We start from the raw sequence: 15526 nt of genomic DNA, 5'->3' as shown, positions 1-15526 counted from the left end.
TAGTTGACACACTGTCCTGCTGATCTAGGCTCAGTATCGGAACCGGCCCTGGGGAGGGGCATGCAGGCGATGCGGACGACCCAAGTCAACGGCTCAAGGCAACTGCTCTACACGCCCGAAGAGCGCGCGCGCCGCGATGCCTCGCGCTGGACTGTGGTGCAGGCAATCCTCGCTCCGGCGCAGTTTCTGGTCTTCCTGATTTCGCTGGCGCTGGTGCTGCGGTTTCTCTGGACCGACGAAGGCTATGGCGCGGCGACAGTCTCGATCCTGGTCAAGACCGGGTTCCTGTATCTGATCATGGTGACCGGCGCGATATGGGAGAAGGAGGTCTTCGGCCAGTATCTCTTTGCCCCAGCCTTTTTCTGGGAAGACGCGTTCAGCTTTGCCGTCATCGCCCTGCACACGCTGTATCTTTACGCACTGCTGGGCGAACGCTTCACGCCGCACGGGCTGATGTTCATCGCCCTTGCCGCCTATCTTGCCTATGTCGTCAATGCCGGACAGTTCCTGTGGAAGCTGCGCCGCGCCCGGCTGGACATGGTCCCGGCAGAGGGGGCGCGGGCATGAGCCTCGACACCCCGATCAGATCCTGCCGCGACACGCCGGTCCTGAAGGAACGTGGTCAGCGCGAGGTGTTCTGCGGTCTGACGGGGATCGTCTGGCTGCACCGCAAGATGCAGGATGCCTTCTTCCTGGTCGTGGGGTCGCGCACCTGCGCACACCTGCTGCAAGCCGCCGCCGGGGTGATGATCTTCGCCGAGCCCCGCTTTGGCACGGCGATTCTGGAAGAACGGGATCTGGCCGGCCTTGCCGACGCAAACGCCGAGCTTGACCGCGAGGTTGCGCGCCTGCTGTCACGCCGCCCTGAAATCCGTCAGTTGTTCCTGGTCGGCTCCTGCCCGTCCGAGGTCATCAAGCTGGATCTGGCCCGCGCAGCAGAACGGCTGAATGCCGCCCATGCCCCGCATGTGCGGGTGCTGAACTATTCCGGTTCGGGCATCGAGACCACCTTCACCGAGGGCGAGGATGCCTGCCTTGCCGCGATGGTGCCAGGCCTGCCGTCCACCCTGGACGCCGGGCTTCTTGTCGTGGGCGCCCTGCCCGATGTGGTGGAAGACCAGATGCTTGGCCTGTTGACCGCAATCGGGGTACCGAACGTCCGCTGCCTGCCTGCGCGCCGTTCGGCCGATCTGCCAGCAGTCGGTCCGAATACCCGTGTCGCGCTGGTTCAGCCCTTCCTTGGCGCGACCCATGCGGCGCTGGTGAAGCGCGGGGCGCAGCATATCTCGGCCCCCTTCCCCTTCGGCGCCGAGGGCACGACGCTCTGGCTTCATGCCGTGGCCGCCGCCTTCGGCATCCCGCGCGAGCGGGTGGAGGCGGTGATCGCCGCCCCGCGTGCCAGGGCGGAACGGGCACTCGCCTCGGTCAGCGAGACCCTGCGCGGCAAACGCATCTTCTTCTTCCCCGACAGCCAGCTGGAAATTCCGCTGGCCCGGTTCCTCGTCCGCGAATGCGGCATGGTCGCGGTCGAGGTCGGCACGCCATATCTGCACCGCGAGCTGATGGAACCAGAGCTGGACCTCTTGCCGGAAGGCCCGGTCCTGTCGGAAGGCCAGGACGTCGAACGCCAGCTCGACCGGGTCCGCGCGGCGCGGCCGAACCTCACGGTCTGCGGCCTTGGGCTTGCCAACCCGCTTGAGGCCGAGGGGCTGGCCACGAAATGGGCCATCGAACTGGTGTTCACGCCCGTCCATTTCTACGAACAGGCCGCTGATCTGGCTGGCCTTTTCGCCAGGCCCCTGCGCCGTCGCGCGCTGCTTGCGCCGGAGGTCGCGGCATGAAGCTGACGCTCTGGACATATGAAGGCCCGCCCCATGTTGGCGCGATGCGCGTCGCCACGGCGATGAAGGGCTTGCACTATGTCCTGCACGCGCCGCAGGGCGATACCTATGCCGACCTTCTGTTCACGATGATCGAGCGGCGCAATCATCGCCCGCCAGTCACCTACACCACCTTCCAGGCCCGTGATCTGGGCGCCGACACGGCGAACCTGTTCAAGGATGCGGCGCGGGATGCATTCCAGCGCTTTGCCCCGCAGGCGATGATCGTCGGCGCCTCCTGCACCGCGGAACTCATCCAGGACGACCCCGGGGGCCTCGCCGAGGCGCTGGCGCTGCCCGTCCCGGTCATCCCGCTGGAGCTGCCCTCCTACAGCCGCAAGGAAAACTTCGGCGCGGACGAGACCTTCTTCCAGATCGTCAAGGCGCTGGCCCGGCCGGTAGAGCGGACCGAGGCCGTGACCTGCAACCTTCTGGGGCCAACCGCGCTTGGCTTCCGCCACCGCGACGATGTGGCGGAACTGACGAAACTCCTCGGCTCCATGGGCATCGCGGTCAACGTCTGCGCGCCCCTCGATGCGACGCCTGCCGACATCGCGCGCCTCGGCGCGGCGCATTTCAACGTGCTGATGTATCCCGAGACCGCCGAGACCGCTGCCCGGCATCTGGAAAAGGCGCTGAACCAGCCCTTCACCCGCGTCGTCCCGATCGGCACCCATGCCACCCGCGACTTCCTGGCCGAGGTCGCCCAGCTTTCCGGCCTGCCGCTGCCGCCAGAGACCGGCCTCCGCCAACCCTGGTATGCGGCCAGCGTGGACTCGACCTACCTGACCGGCAAGCGCGTCTTCATCTTCGGCGACGGAACGCATGCCATCGCCGCCGCCCAGATCGCGGCAAAGGAGATCGGGTTCGAGGTCGTGGGCCTGGGGGCTTACAACCGCGAACAGGCCCGCCCGGTCCGCGCCGCCGCCAAGACCTATGGCCTGGAGGCGCTGATCACCGACGACTATCTGGAGGTCGAGGCCGAGATCGCCCGCCTGCAACCAGAACTCATCCTCGGCACGCAGATGGAGCGTCACATCGCCAAGCGGCTGGGCATCCCCTGCGCCGTGATCAGCGCGCCGGTGCATGTGCAGGACTTCCCGGCCCGCTACAGCCCCCAGATGGGGTTCGAGGGCGCGAACGTGATCTTCGACACCTGGGTTCACCCCCTGGTCATGGGGCTGGAGGAACACCTCCTGACCATGTTCCGCGAGGATTTCGAATTCCACGACGCCGCCGGCCCCAGCCACCACGGGGCCAAGGCCGTGGCTCGCGAAGCAGAGGCCGAGGTTGAGATTCTGGAGCGCGAAGCGCCTGTCGAGGCCGCTTCGGGCGAGGTCATCTGGCTGGCCGATGCCGAACGCGAGTTGAAGAAGATCCCCTTCTTCGTGCGGGGCAAGGCCAAGCGCAACACCGAGAAATTCGCTGTCGAGCGCGGGGTCACCGCGATTTCGATCGACACTCTCTACGAGGCGAAGGCCCATTATGCGCGATGACCGGCACATCCAGGCCGAAAGGGTTACGGCGAAGGAACGGGTGTCCTATCGCTTCGTGATCCTGACGCTTGATGCCCATGCCGCCGGCCCCGCCGCCCGCATCGCCCCACGACTGACGAAGGTCTTTCCCGGGATCGAGGTCAGCGTCCACGCGGCCGCCGAATGGGCCGAAAACCCCTCGGCCCTCGCCCGGGCGCGCGCCGCCGTGGCCGAGGCGAACATCGTCGTCGCGAACCTTCTGTTCATCGAGGAGCACATCACTGCAATCCTGCCTGCCTTGCAGGAGGCGCGGCCGCGTCTCGATGCCATGGTGGGCGTGATCGCCGATCCGCAGATCGTCAAGCTGACGAGGATGGGCGATCTGGACATGTCCAGGCCCGCCTCCGGCGCCATGGCCTTTCTGAAGAAGCTGCGCGGGAACTCGGCCCCCTCCGCCTCGTCCGGGCAGAAGCAGATGGCGCTCTTGCGCCGCCTGCCGAAGATCCTGCGCTGGATCCCGGGCAAGGCACAGGACATGCGCGCCTGGTTCCTGTCGATGCAATACTGGCTGGGCGGCTCGGACGACAATCTGGAGGCGATGATCCGCTTTCTCGTCTCGCGCTATGCCGCGAACCCGGAGTGGCGCAAGGTCAAGGCGGCAGAGCCCATCGACTACCCGGAGGTCGGACTTTACCATCCGGACCTCAAGGCCCGCATCACCACCGACCCGCGCGATCTGCCCCAACCCAAGGGGGCGACGGCCACGGTCGGCCTTCTGATGCTGCGCTCCTACATCCTGGCGGGCGACACCGCGCACTACGACGCCGTGATCCGCGCCTTCGAGGCGAAGGGCATCGCCTGCCTGCCCGCCTTCGCCGGGGGGCTGGACGGCCGCCCCGCGATCGACACCTACCTTCAGGGCCGCGTCGAAGCGCTGGTGTCGCTGACCGGCTTCAGCCTGGTCGGTGGCCCGGCCTACAACGACAGTCCGGCGGCAGTCGCGGCCCTGACGGCGCTTGATGTGCCCTATATCGCCGCGCATCCGCTGGAGTTCCAGACGCTTGGGCAGTGGCAGGCCTCCTCGGGCGGCCTCGGCCCGGTGGAAACCACCATGCTTGTGGCCCTGCCGGAAATCGACGGGGCGTCGAATCCAACCGTCTTTGCCGGCCGCCACGGGGCCGAGGGGTGCAACGGCTGCGGCCGGACCTGTCGTGCCGTCAGCGCCGAGGCGCTGGAAACGCGCGTCATGGCGGCCTGCCCTGAACGGGTAGATGCGCTTGCCGACAAGGTGGCCCGGCTGGCGCGGCTGCGGGCATCACAGGCCAGGGACCGCAGGATCGCCGTCATCCTGTATGGCTTTCCGCCAAATGCCGGGGCTGCCGGAACCGCCGCCTATCTTGGGGTCTTCGAAAGCCTTTACAACGTCCTGCACGCCATGGCGCGGGAGGGCTACGATCTGACCCCGCCTGCCAGCGTCGAGGCGCTGCGCAAGGCCGTACTGCACGGCAACGCCGCCCGCTACGGCCAGCCAGCGAACGTGCATGTCACGATCCCGGCCTCCGAGATCGTCGCCCGCAGCCGCTGGCTGCAGGAAACCGAAGCTGCCTGGGGCCCCGCCCCCGGCCGTATCCAGACCGACGGGCGCGGGGTGCACGTTCTGGGGGCGCAGTTCGGCAAGGTCTTTGTCGGGTTGCAGCCTGTCTTCGGCTACGAGGGCGACCCGATGCGCCTTCTGTTCGAGAAGGGTTTCGCGCCGACCCATGCCTTCACCACCTTCTACCGCTGGCTGCGCGAGGATTTCGGGGCCGATGCGCTTTTGCACTTCGGGATGCATGGCGCGCTGGAGTTCATGCCAGGCAAACAGGCGGGGGTCGGCGGTTCCTGCTGGCCTGACCGGCTGATCGGCAACCTGCCCAACGTCTATCTTTATGCGGCCAACAACCCGTCCGAGGCGACGCTGGCCAAGCGCCGGTCGAATGCGATCACGGTCACGCATCTGACCCCGCCCTTGGCCCGCGCCGGCCTGTACAAGGGGCTCGCCGACCTCAAGGACACGCTGACCCGCCTGCGCGCTGTGGCCCCCGATGCGCCCGAGCGCGAGGAGCTGGCCCTACTGGCAGCCGAACAGGCGGCCGTGGTCGACCTGTCGGGCGACCCCGAGACGCTGTGGCTGAAGGTGCTGGAAACCGAAGGCGCGCTGATCACCGACGGGCTGCATGTCCTGGGCAAGAAGCCCGATCCGGCGGCGCTGGAAGAGCTTCTGTCGCTGATCCCAGAGGAGGCCCGGGCCGAGGCCGCGCGGCATCTGACGCAGGACACGGAAATTCCCGCGCTGCTGCGCGCCCTGGGCGGCCATTACATCCCGCCCGTTCCCGGCGGCGACCTGATCCGCTCGCCCGCGATCCTGCCCACGGGCCGCAACATCCATGCCTTCGACCCGTTCCGCATGCCCACGGCCTTTGCGCTGGCCGATGGCGCGGCCCAGGCGCAGCGCCTGCTGGACGCGCATGAGCGGCTGCCGCAGACTGTGGCGCTGGTCCTATGGGGGTCGGACAACATCAAGTCGGACGGCGGCCCCATCGCCCAGGCGCTGGCCCTGATGGGCGCGCGTCCCCGCTTCGACCATTACGGCCGCCTCTCGGGCGCCGACCTGATCCCGCTTTCCGAACTGGGACGCCCGCGGATCGACGTGGTGATGACGCTCTCGGGCATCTTCCGCGACCTTCTGCCCCTTCAGACCCGGATGCTGGCCGAGGCTGCCTGGAAGGCCGCCCATGCCGACGAGCCGCTCGCCCAGAACTTCATCCGCGCCCATGCGCTGGCCTATGCCGACGAGATGGGCGTGGACCTCGACACCGCCGCGCTTCGGGTGTTTTCCAACGCCGAAGGCGCCTACGGGGCGAACGTGAACGTTCTGGTCGGATCCTCGGCCTTCGGCGAGGAAGACGAACTGGCCGACGCCTACGAGGCGCGGAAGTCCTTTGCCTATGGCGTGAACGGCAAGCCCGTGAAGCAGCCCGCCTTGCTTCAGAAGGCGCTGCGAGACGTGGACCTGGCCTATCAGAACCTGGAGTCGGTCGAACTGGGGGTGACCACGGTCGATCACTACTTCGACACGCTGGGCGGCATCGCCCGCGCGGTGAAGCGCGCCCGCGGCGGCGAGGCGACGCCGGTCTACATCGGCGACCAGACCCGGGGCGGCGGCAAGGTGCGCACGCTGCGGGACCAGATCGCGCTGGAAACCCGCAGCCGCAGCCTGAACCCCAAGTTCTACGAGGGCCTTCTGCGCCATGGGGCGGAAGGCGTCCGCCAGATCGAAGCGCATGTGACCAACACGATGGGCTGGTCGGCCACAACGGGACATGTCGAGCCCTGGGTCTATCAGCGCCTGTCAGAGACGTTCGTGCTGGACGAGGCAATGCGCAACCGGCTGGCCAGGCTGAACCCGGAGGCCTCGGTGCGGATGGCCTCGAAACTGCTGGAAGCCTCGGACCGCAACTACTGGCAGCCCGATGCCGAAACGCTCGCCGCGCTGCAACGCGCTGCCGACGAGCTTGAGGATCGCATGGAAGGGATCGCGGCGGAATGACCCGGCATGGCACCCTTCGGACCCGGCAGAGTGGGGGCCAGCCCCCACACCCCCGGGATATTTGTGGACAGATGAAAGGGGATCAGAGATGAGCCCGAGAGACGACATTCCCAACCTCAGGGGGCTGGACGGAGAGGGCTCGGTCCAGGTGCATCTGGACCCGACGCAGCGGATCGAGGGGGCCAAGGTGTTCTCGGTCTACGGCAAGGGCGGGATCGGCAAGTCGACCACATCGTCGAACCTGTCGGCCGCCTTTGCCATGATGGGCAAGCGCGTCTTGCAGATCGGCTGCGACCCGAAGCATGACTCGACCTTCACCCTGACCGGCCGGTTGCAGCCCACGGTGATCGACATCCTGAAAGAGGTCGATTTCCACGCCGAAGAGCTGCGGCCCGAGGATTTCGTCACCGAAGGCTTCGGAGGGGTGAAATGCGTCGAGGCGGGCGGCCCCCCGGCCGGCACCGGCTGCGGCGGCTATGTCGTGGGCCAGACGGTGAAGCTTCTGAAGCAGCACCACCTTCTGGATGACACCGACGTGGTGATCTTCGACGTCCTCGGCGACGTGGTCTGCGGCGGGTTTGCCGCGCCCCTGCAACATGCCGACCGCGCGGTGATCGTGACCGCGAACGACTTCGACTCGATCTACGCGATGAACCGCATCATCGCCGCCGTGCAGGCGAAATCGTCGAACTACAAGGTCAGGCTTGCGGGCTGTGTGGCCAACCGCAGCCGCGCCACCGACGAGGTGGACCGCTATTGCGAAAGGGTCGGCTTCAACCGCCTGGCCCATATGCCCGACATCGACGCGATCCGCCGCTCGCGCCTGAAGAAGAAGACGCTTTTCGAAATGCCGGACGAGGAGGACATCCTGATCGCCCGCGCCGAATACCTGCGGCTTGCGGAAACGCTGTGGGCCTCGGTCAACCTGCCCGAGACCTTCCCCGAACCGCTGCCCGACCGCGAGATCTTTGAACTGCTGGGGTTCGACTGATGGCCGACTACGCCACCACGCGCGACCGGGTCGAGACCTATTTCGACCGCACCGCCACCAAGGCCTGGGAGCGGCTGACCTCGGACGCGCCCGTGTCCCGCATCCGCCAGACGGTGCGCGAGGGGCGCGACCGGATGCGCGCGCTGATGCTGTCGCGCCTGCCGGCCGACCTGCGCGGCGCAAGGGTGCTGGATGCCGGCTGCGGCACGGGGACGATGACCGAAGAGCTGGCCAGACGCGGCGCAAAAGTGGTCGCGGCTGACATCTCGCCCAGGCTGGTGCAGATCGCTCATGACCGGCTGGCTACGGCCCTGAGGCAGCAGGTGACCTTCCACGCCGGCGACATGACCGATCCGGCGCTCGGGGTCTTCGATGCCGTGATGGCGATGGACAGCCTGATCTATTACACCGCCCAGGACATCGCCAGCACGCTTGGATCGCTGGGCAAACGGGCCGATCAGGTGGTCTTCACCGTCGCGCCGCGCACACCCCTGCTGATGATCATGTGGCAAGCAGGCAAGCTTTTCCCGCGATCGGACCGATCGCCCGTGATGATCCCGCACGGGTTGAAGGATCTGACCCGTGCCGCCGGCCCCGGCCTGTCGCGCGTCGGCCGCGTGGCACGCGGCTTCTACATCTCGGACTGCCTGGAGTATGTGCCATGATCCTTCGGCAGAAGCATATCAAGGCCCTGTCGCCTGCCTGGATGCCCTTTGCCGAGGCCACGTCCGAAGGGCTTCCCCTAGGCCAGCTTTTGCGGCTGTCGCTGTTCCAGGTCTCGGTCGGGATGGCCACCGTGCTGCTTCTGGGCACGCTGAACCGGGTGATGATCGTCGAACTGTCGGTGCCCGCCATCGTCGTGGCACTGATGATCGCGATTCCCGTGCTTGTGGCCCCGTTCCGCGCGCTCTTGGGTCACCGCAGCGACACCCACAGGTCGGCGATCGGCTGGAAACGGATTCCCTATCTGTGGTTCGGATCGCTATGGCAGATGGGGGGCCTTGCGGTCATGCCCTTCGCACTGATCGTGCTGTCGGGTGACCAGTTCCACGGCCCCGCCTGGGCTGGCGAGGTTCTGGCAGCCCTGGCCTTCCTGATGACCGGCCTTGGCCTGCACATGACCCAGACCGCGGGTCTGGCACTGGCCAGCGATCGTGCCACGGACGAGACACGCCCCCGCGTCGTCGCGCTGCTTTACGTCATGTTCCTGCTGGGCATGGGTCTGTCGGCAATCATCGTCGGCTGGCTTCTGCGGGATTATGAACCGATCCGTCTGATCCGGGTCGTTCAGGGCTGCGCCCTGGCCACACTGGCGCTGAACCTGATCGCATTGTGGAAGCAGGAGAAGGTCCGCCCGATGACCCGCGAGGAACGCGAGGCCCCCCGGCCCCGCTTCCGCGATGCCTGGGCCGACCTGATGGCGGGTGGGCGGGCCGGGCGGCTTCTTGCGGTTGTGGTGCTGGGCACGCTTGCCTTCAACATGCAGGACGTGCTGCTGGAGCCTTATGGCGGCGAGGTGCTGGGCCTTTCGGTCGGCATGACCACGCTACTGACAGGCACCTATGCCTTCGGCGCCCTGGTCGGCTTCCTGCTGGCCGCGCGCTGGCTGGCGCAGGGCCGCGATCCGCACCGTACCGCGGCGCGCGGTCTGCTGGTCGGGCTGGCGGCCTTTTCGGCCGTCATTTTCGCGGGGCCTCTGGGCAGCACGGCGCTGTTTTATGGCGGGGCCTTCCTGATCGGCCTGGGTGCCGGGCTTTTCGCCGTCTCTACCCTGACCGCCGCCATGACGCTGCAAACCTCGGGCACGGGCGCGGGTCTTGCGCTGGGCGCCTGGGGCGCGGCGCAGGCGACGGCGGCGGGACTTTCGATCTTCATTGGTGGCGCCATGCGCGACATCGTCGGCCATCTGGCCGAGAATGGCTATCTCGGCCCCGCCCTGACCGACCCGACCCTCGGCTACAGTTTCGTCTATCACGCCGAGATAGCCCTTCTGTTCCTGACCCTCGTCGCACTCGGCCCGCTGGTCCGCGTGCAGCCCCTGACCGCAACCCCGAACTCCGGCGACCGCTTCGGCATCGCCGAATTTCCCACCTGACCCACGGAGGACCACCCAATGGTAGGTGTCAACTTCTTCGGCAACTTCGACCTGGCCAGTCTGGCAATCTGGCTGTTCTGGGGCTTCTTCGCCCTGCTGATCTATTACCTGCAGACCGAGAACATGCGCGAAGGCTATCCGCTGGAACTTGAGGATGGCTCGCCCGCCCCGAACCAGGGCCCCTTCCCCGTGCCCAAACCCAAGACCTTCCGCCTTCCACACGGACGCGGCGAGGTCACCGTGCCGTCGGCCGAAAACGAAGCCGCCCACCGCCGCGAGAACCTGGCGCTGGCCCGCACCGCCATCAGCGAAGGTTTCCCACATGCACCGACCGGCAACCCGATGCTGGATGGCGTGGGCCCCGCCTCGTGGGTGCCGCGCCGGGACGAACCGGAACTGGACGGCCACGGCCACAACAAGATCGTGCCCATGTCGAGGCTGGAAGGCTTTGCCATCAGCGCCGGGCGCGACCCGCGCGGGCTGCCGGTGCAGGCCGCCGACCTGGAGGTGGTGGGCCGCGTCTCCGACCTTTGGGTCGACGCGCCGGAACAGCTGGTCCGCTATCTGGAGATCGAACTGAACTCCGGCAAGAAGCGGCTGGTGCCGATGACGATGGCCCGCATCTGGGAAGACCGGGTGCGCATCAACTTCATCGCATCGGACAGCTTCGAGAACATTCCCGCCACCCGGTCCTCGACCGAGGTGACCAAGCTCGAGGAAGACAAGATATCGGGCTTCATTGCCGGCGGCTGGATGTATGACGCCCCCAAGCGCAAGCGGGGCTTCTGACACGCTGACAGCCGGGGACCCGCGCCCGGGCCCCCGGCTTTCACCCCAGATACGGAGGGTCTGACATGTCAGGCCATGACGATTTCGCCTTCGACGCGCTACCAGGGCTGCCGGAACGGCCCCCGCGAGGCGAGCTGATCCTGTGGCAAGGGCGCCCCGACCCCTGGGCACTGGCGCGGGACGCCTACAAGATCCGCTGGTTCGCCGTCTATTTCGCGCTGATCGTGATCTGGCGCGCAGGCGCGGCCTGGGCCGATGGCGGGCTGTCGCTTTCAGTTGCCGTCGGGCTGCCCTATCTGGCGCTCGGCCTTCTGGGCCTCGCAGTGATCTATGCCCTCGCATGGGCTCAGGCGCGGGCGACAACCTACACGCTGACGACCGCTCGCGTGGTGATGCGGATCGGCGCGGCCCTGCCCGTGACCTTCAACATCCCCTTCAGGCAGGTGGGCGCAGCCAGCCTCGATCTGCGTCGCGACGGCACCGGGACCATCGCGCTCGAAACCATTGGCGAGACGCGGATCTCCGTTCTGGTAGCCTGGCCGCACCTTCGCCCTGGACACTGGAAGAAGACCCAGCCTGCGCTGCGTTCCATCCCCGATGCGGGGAATGTTGCGCGCATGCTGGCCGAGGCCGCCGAGGCACGTCTGACCCAGCCGGCAATCGTCCGCGACCCGGCGCTGTCGCCGGTCGCAGCGGAATAGAGAGAGGCGGATCATGACGCAATCCCCCAGCCCCTCCTTCCGCAACCGTGACAAGGAAATGGTCCCGCGCACGCTTCTTTGGGCGATGTTCGGGCTTGCCATGGCCTCTCTTGCCATCACCACCTTCGCGGTCGTCACCGGGCGCGAGCCCGTGGCCCAGCCTGCCCAGGCCGAGGTCATCCGCGAACGCTGGATCGTGCTTGAAGGCCGCGATGCCCAGGCTGTCACCGTGCGCAACCCCGATGGTTCGGTGCTTCTGGACCTGGCGCACGGCGGATTCGTCACGGTCATCCAGAACGGGCTTGCGACCGAAAGGCGCAAGCACAGGCTCGACCCGCTCTCTCCCTTGCGGATCGTGGAATATGCCAACGGCAGACTTGCTGCCGAAGACCCCCTGACCGGCTGGAGCATCGAGCTTTACGCCTTCGGGGCCGACAACAAGGCCGCGTTCGAACGGCTTCTGGATCAGAAATAGGGAACCACGCTCATGGGACTTTTTACGCGAACCAAGGAAAGGGTGCCCTGCACCGTCGAGGTCAGCCACCGTTTCGAAAGCCTGCACGCCCACGTCCGTTTCAACAATGGCGCCGTCGTCCATCCGGGGGATGAGGTGCTGGTACACGGGGCACCGATCATGGCCGCCTTCGGCGAGGTCATCGTCGAGGACCGCACCGCCACCATCACCCGCGCCACGCCGATCGAACGCCTGTGGACCCGGCTGACCGGCGATTTCGGCTTCATGGAACTGTGCGAGTTTTCCTTCTCCGAGGAGATCCGGCTATGAACATGCACAACAGCGCACATGACGAACTGCATGCCGAGGTGGCGGGCCAGTTCGACACCACCGCGATGGCGACGGAAACCACGCTATTGAACCCGCGCTTTTACACCACGGATTTCGATGAAATGGACCGCATCGACGTGACCCCGGTCCGCAAGGAATGGGACGCGCTTCTGGCACAGATGAAGTCCGACCCGAACAAGGGCCATTTCAAGAAGACAGCCGACTGGAACCAGATCGACTGGGAGGGGATGGAACCGGGCCTGAAGCGCGAGTTCATCGATTTTCTGGTCAGTTCCTGCACCGCCGAGTTTTCGGGCTGCGTCCTTTACAAGGAGATGAAGCGCCGCGGTAACAACCCCGACATCTGCGAGCTGTTCAGCTACATGTCGCGGGATGAGGCACGGCATGCGGGCTTCATCAACGACGCGCTGCGCGAGGCCGGGGTGGCGGTGAACCTCGGCTTCCTGACCAAGGCCAAGAAATACACCTACTTCCGGCCGAAGTTCATCTACTACGCCACCTATCTGTCGGAAAAGATCGGCTACGCCCGTTACATCACGATCTACCGCCACCTCGAAGCGCACCCCGAGCATCGGTTCCACCCGATCTTCAAGTGGTTCAAGGAATGGTGCAACGACGAGTTCAGCCATGGCGAGGCCTTCGCCCTGCTGATGAAGACCGACCCGAAGCTGACGCAAAGCTTCGTCAACAAGCTGTGGATCAAGTTCTTCCTGACCGCGGTCTATTCCACCATGTGGGTTCGCGACCATGCCCGGCCCGAATTCCACAAGGCGCTGGGGGTGGACATCGAATGGTATGACCAGGAGGTGTTCCGCAAGACCTCGACGATCAGCCGTCAGATTTTCCCGATCGAACTGGACATTGACCACCCGCGCTGGAAGCCCCGCCTGAGGGCGATGGAGGCCGCCTTCCGCGACATGGATGCGGCCAAACGGCAGGGTGGCATCGTGGGCAGGCTGAAGGGCTGGGCCGCGGGTGCACGGGCGACGCTGGCCTTTGCCGCGCTTTATACGATCCCGGTCAAGCGTCACGCGCTGCCCGCCTCGGTGCGGCTGGAGCCAAGCTATTGACTGCCACCCCCCATACCGCTGTTCCGGCAGCGGGTGGCCTTGCGGACTGGGCGCGGTCCGCAGGCCTGTGCGGCCCCTCCTTGCGGGGGGGCCGCACATGACAAATCCCTGGATCGCCGCGCTGGTGACTCTGTTCCTGTGGTGGTTCTCCACCGGCGTGATCCTGTGGCGGGTGCGCCATGCCGACCGCGCGGGCGGCACTGCTCACCAGACCTCTGTCCTGCTGGGCCTGCCGCTGCTGCTCGGCGGAATCTGGGGTCTTGGCACGTCGCTGGACGAAGACAGTTCCATCGGCACCTACATCGCCTTCCTGTCGGCCTTGGCCGTCTGGGGCTGGATCGAGCTTGCCTTCCTGTCCGGCGTCATCACCGGCCCGAACACCGACCCCTGCCCCCCCTTCGCGCGCGGCTGGGACCGGTTCTGGCGCGCGACCCTCACGCTGATCTGGCATGAGGCGACGCTGGTGGCCGCCCTTGCCCTTCTGACCTACGCCGCCTGGAACGCTGCAAATCCATTCGGCCTGTACACCTTCGCGCTGCTGTTCTTCGCCCGCGCCTCGGCCAAGCTGAACCTTTACCTCGGGGTGCCCCGGATCAACGTCGAATTCCTGCCGCGCCCGCTGGCACATCTTGCCAGCCACTTCTGCCATGCCCGGATGAACTGGCTGTTCCCGTTCTCGGTCACCGGGCTGACCTTCGCCACCGGCTGCTGGCTGGAGCGCGCCTACGCCGCCCCGACCGATGCCATCATGATCGGCCACATCCTGCTGGCCGTCCTGACCGCCCTCGCCCTTCTGGAACACTGGTTCATGGTCCTGCCCTTGCCCGACCAGAAGCTCTGGCGCTGGATGCTGCCCGACAGCGCCGGCACCGACACCTCGATCCCTGCAAGAAAGTGACGCCCATGGATTTCGCCAGCCACTTCCAAAGCCAGCTCGACGCCCTGAAAGCCGAAGGCAACTATCGCACCTTCGCCGATCTGGAACGCCGCTGCGGCGCATTCCCCCGCGCGAACCGCCATGGCGACACGGTGGAAGAGGTCACCGTCTGGTGCTCGAACGACTATCTCGGCATGGGCCAGCATCCGGAGGTGGTGGTCAGCATGATCGAGACGGTCCGGGCCTGCGGCACAGGGGCCGGCGGCACGCGCAACATCGGCGGCAATTCGGTGCAACACCGTGCGCTCGAGGCGGAATTGGCCGATCTGCACGGCAAGGAGGCGGCGCTTTTGTTCACTTCGGGCTATGTCTCGAACTGGGCGGCGTTGTCCACGCTTGGGGCGCGCATCCCGAACGCGGTCATCCTGTCTGACGAGAAGAACCACGCGAGCATGATCGAGGGCGTGCGCCATTCCCGCGCCGACAAGGTGATCTGGAAGCACAACGACTGGCGCGATCTGGACCGCAAGCTGAACGCCGTGGGCGACCGGCCCAAGATCGTGGCCTTCGAGAGCGTCTATTCCATGGACGGCGACATCGCCCCCATCCGCGAAATCGTCGAGGTCTGCGAGGCGCACGGCGCACTGTCCTACATCGACGAGGTGCACGCCGTCGGCATGTATGGCGACCATGGCGGCGGGGTCTCGGAACGCGAGGGGCTCGCGCACCGGATCGACGTTATCGAGGGCACGCTCGGCAAGGCCTTTGGCTGCGTCGGCGGCTACATCACCGGAACCGCCGCCCTGGTCGATTTCGTCCGCAGCTTCGCCAGCGGCTTCATCTTCACCACAGCACTTCCCCCGGCCGTCGCCGCTGCGGCCACCACCTCGATCCGCCACCTGAAAGTGTCGGGCGAGGAACGCGCGCGCCAGAAGGCGAATGTCGCCAAGGTCCGCGCCCGGCTGGACCGCGCGGGCATCCCGCACATGGCCAACGAAAGCCACATCATTCCGGTGATGATCGGCGATCCGGTGAAATGCAGGATGATTTCCGACATCCTGATGGCCGACTGGGGAATCTACGTCCAGCCGATCAACTACCCCACGGTCCCGAAGGGCACCGAACGTCTGCGCATCACGCCGGGGCCCCATCACACCGATGCCGACATCGATCACCTGATCGCCGCGCTTACCGCGCTGTGGAGCCGTTGCGCAATATCACACGCAGTTGCGTGAATTTGGGTGGATGGCCCCT

Annotated in this window: 14 protein-coding genes; all 14 read left to right on the top strand. The window is 66.4% G+C overall.

Going from position 1 to position 15526, the window contains the following annotated elements; genetic code table 11:
• The first annotated feature begins 69 nt into the window (after window positions 1-69).
• Entirely contained in the window at window positions 70-567 is a 498-nt protein-coding gene (gene bchF / locus EZM81_RS00875; RefSeq protein WP_136644447.1) for a 2-vinyl bacteriochlorophyllide hydratase, read from the top strand.
• On the top strand, window positions 564-1841 hold the full coding sequence (locus EZM81_RS00870; protein ID WP_136644446.1) for a ferredoxin:protochlorophyllide reductase (ATP-dependent) subunit N: 1278 nt from the start codon (window positions 564-566) through the stop codon (window positions 1839-1841). The genes bchF and EZM81_RS00870 overlap by 4 nt, the downstream gene beginning before the upstream one ends.
• On the top strand, window positions 1838-3376 hold the full coding sequence (bchB, locus tag EZM81_RS00865) for a ferredoxin:protochlorophyllide reductase (ATP-dependent) subunit B (protein ID WP_136644445.1): 1539 nt from the start codon (window positions 1838-1840) through the stop codon (window positions 3374-3376). The genes EZM81_RS00870 and bchB overlap by 4 nt, the downstream gene beginning before the upstream one ends.
• Entirely contained in the window at window positions 3366-6944 is a 3579-nt protein-coding gene (locus EZM81_RS00860) for a magnesium chelatase subunit H (protein ID WP_136644444.1), read from the top strand. Before bchB ends, EZM81_RS00860 begins: the two co-directional genes overlap by 11 nt.
• An 88-nt stretch (window positions 6945-7032) precedes the next feature.
• Window positions 7033-7935, top strand: coding sequence for a ferredoxin:protochlorophyllide reductase (ATP-dependent) iron-sulfur ATP-binding protein (gene bchL / locus EZM81_RS00855; RefSeq protein WP_136644443.1), 903 nt, complete (start codon window positions 7033-7035; stop codon window positions 7933-7935).
• A complete protein-coding gene (gene bchM, locus EZM81_RS00850; RefSeq protein ID WP_136644442.1) occupies window positions 7935-8600 on the top strand; it encodes a magnesium protoporphyrin IX methyltransferase in 666 nt (221 codons plus the stop codon). The genes bchL and bchM overlap by 1 nt, the downstream gene beginning before the upstream one ends.
• Window positions 8597-10030, top strand: coding sequence for a PucC family protein (locus EZM81_RS00845; protein WP_136644441.1), 1434 nt, complete (start codon window positions 8597-8599; stop codon window positions 10028-10030). The genes bchM and EZM81_RS00845 overlap by 4 nt, the downstream gene beginning before the upstream one ends.
• Before the next feature lie 18 nt (window positions 10031-10048).
• Window positions 10049-10819 (top strand): photosynthetic reaction center subunit H, encoded by a 771-nt coding sequence (puhA, locus tag EZM81_RS00840; RefSeq protein ID WP_135447180.1) that lies wholly within the window; start codon window positions 10049-10051, stop codon window positions 10817-10819.
• Window positions 10820-10884: 65 nt separating this feature from the next.
• A complete protein-coding gene (puhB, locus tag EZM81_RS00835; RefSeq protein WP_136644440.1) occupies window positions 10885-11520 on the top strand; it encodes a photosynthetic complex putative assembly protein PuhB in 636 nt (211 codons plus the stop codon).
• A gap of 13 nt (window positions 11521-11533) precedes the next feature.
• On the top strand, window positions 11534-11995 hold the full coding sequence (gene puhC, locus EZM81_RS00830) for a photosynthetic complex assembly protein PuhC (protein ID WP_136644439.1): 462 nt from the start codon (window positions 11534-11536) through the stop codon (window positions 11993-11995).
• A gap of 12 nt (window positions 11996-12007) precedes the next feature.
• Window positions 12008-12304, top strand: coding sequence for a hypothetical protein (locus EZM81_RS00825; RefSeq protein WP_135447186.1), 297 nt, complete (start codon window positions 12008-12010; stop codon window positions 12302-12304).
• A complete protein-coding gene (gene acsF / locus EZM81_RS00820; RefSeq protein WP_371685704.1) occupies window positions 12301-13395 on the top strand; it encodes a magnesium-protoporphyrin IX monomethyl ester (oxidative) cyclase in 1095 nt (364 codons plus the stop codon). The genes EZM81_RS00825 and acsF overlap by 4 nt, the downstream gene beginning before the upstream one ends.
• Before the next feature lie 97 nt (window positions 13396-13492).
• Entirely contained in the window at window positions 13493-14293 is an 801-nt protein-coding gene (gene puhE, locus EZM81_RS00815) for a putative photosynthetic complex assembly protein PuhE (protein ID WP_136644438.1), read from the top strand.
• Window positions 14294-14298: 5 nt separating this feature from the next.
• The gene (gene hemA, locus EZM81_RS00810; RefSeq protein WP_136644437.1) at window positions 14299-15507 is read left to right on the top strand and encodes a 5-aminolevulinate synthase; all 1209 of its coding nucleotides are present in this window, start codon (window positions 14299-14301) and stop codon (window positions 15505-15507) included.
• Window positions 15508-15526: the final 19 nt, after the last annotated feature.

The organism is Tabrizicola sp. YIM 78059 (assembly GCF_004959785.1).
Taxonomy (GTDB): Bacteria; Pseudomonadota; Alphaproteobacteria; order Rhodobacterales; family Rhodobacteraceae; genus Tabrizicola; species Tabrizicola caldifontis.
This window is presented reverse-complemented; position numbering and strand designations above follow the sequence as displayed.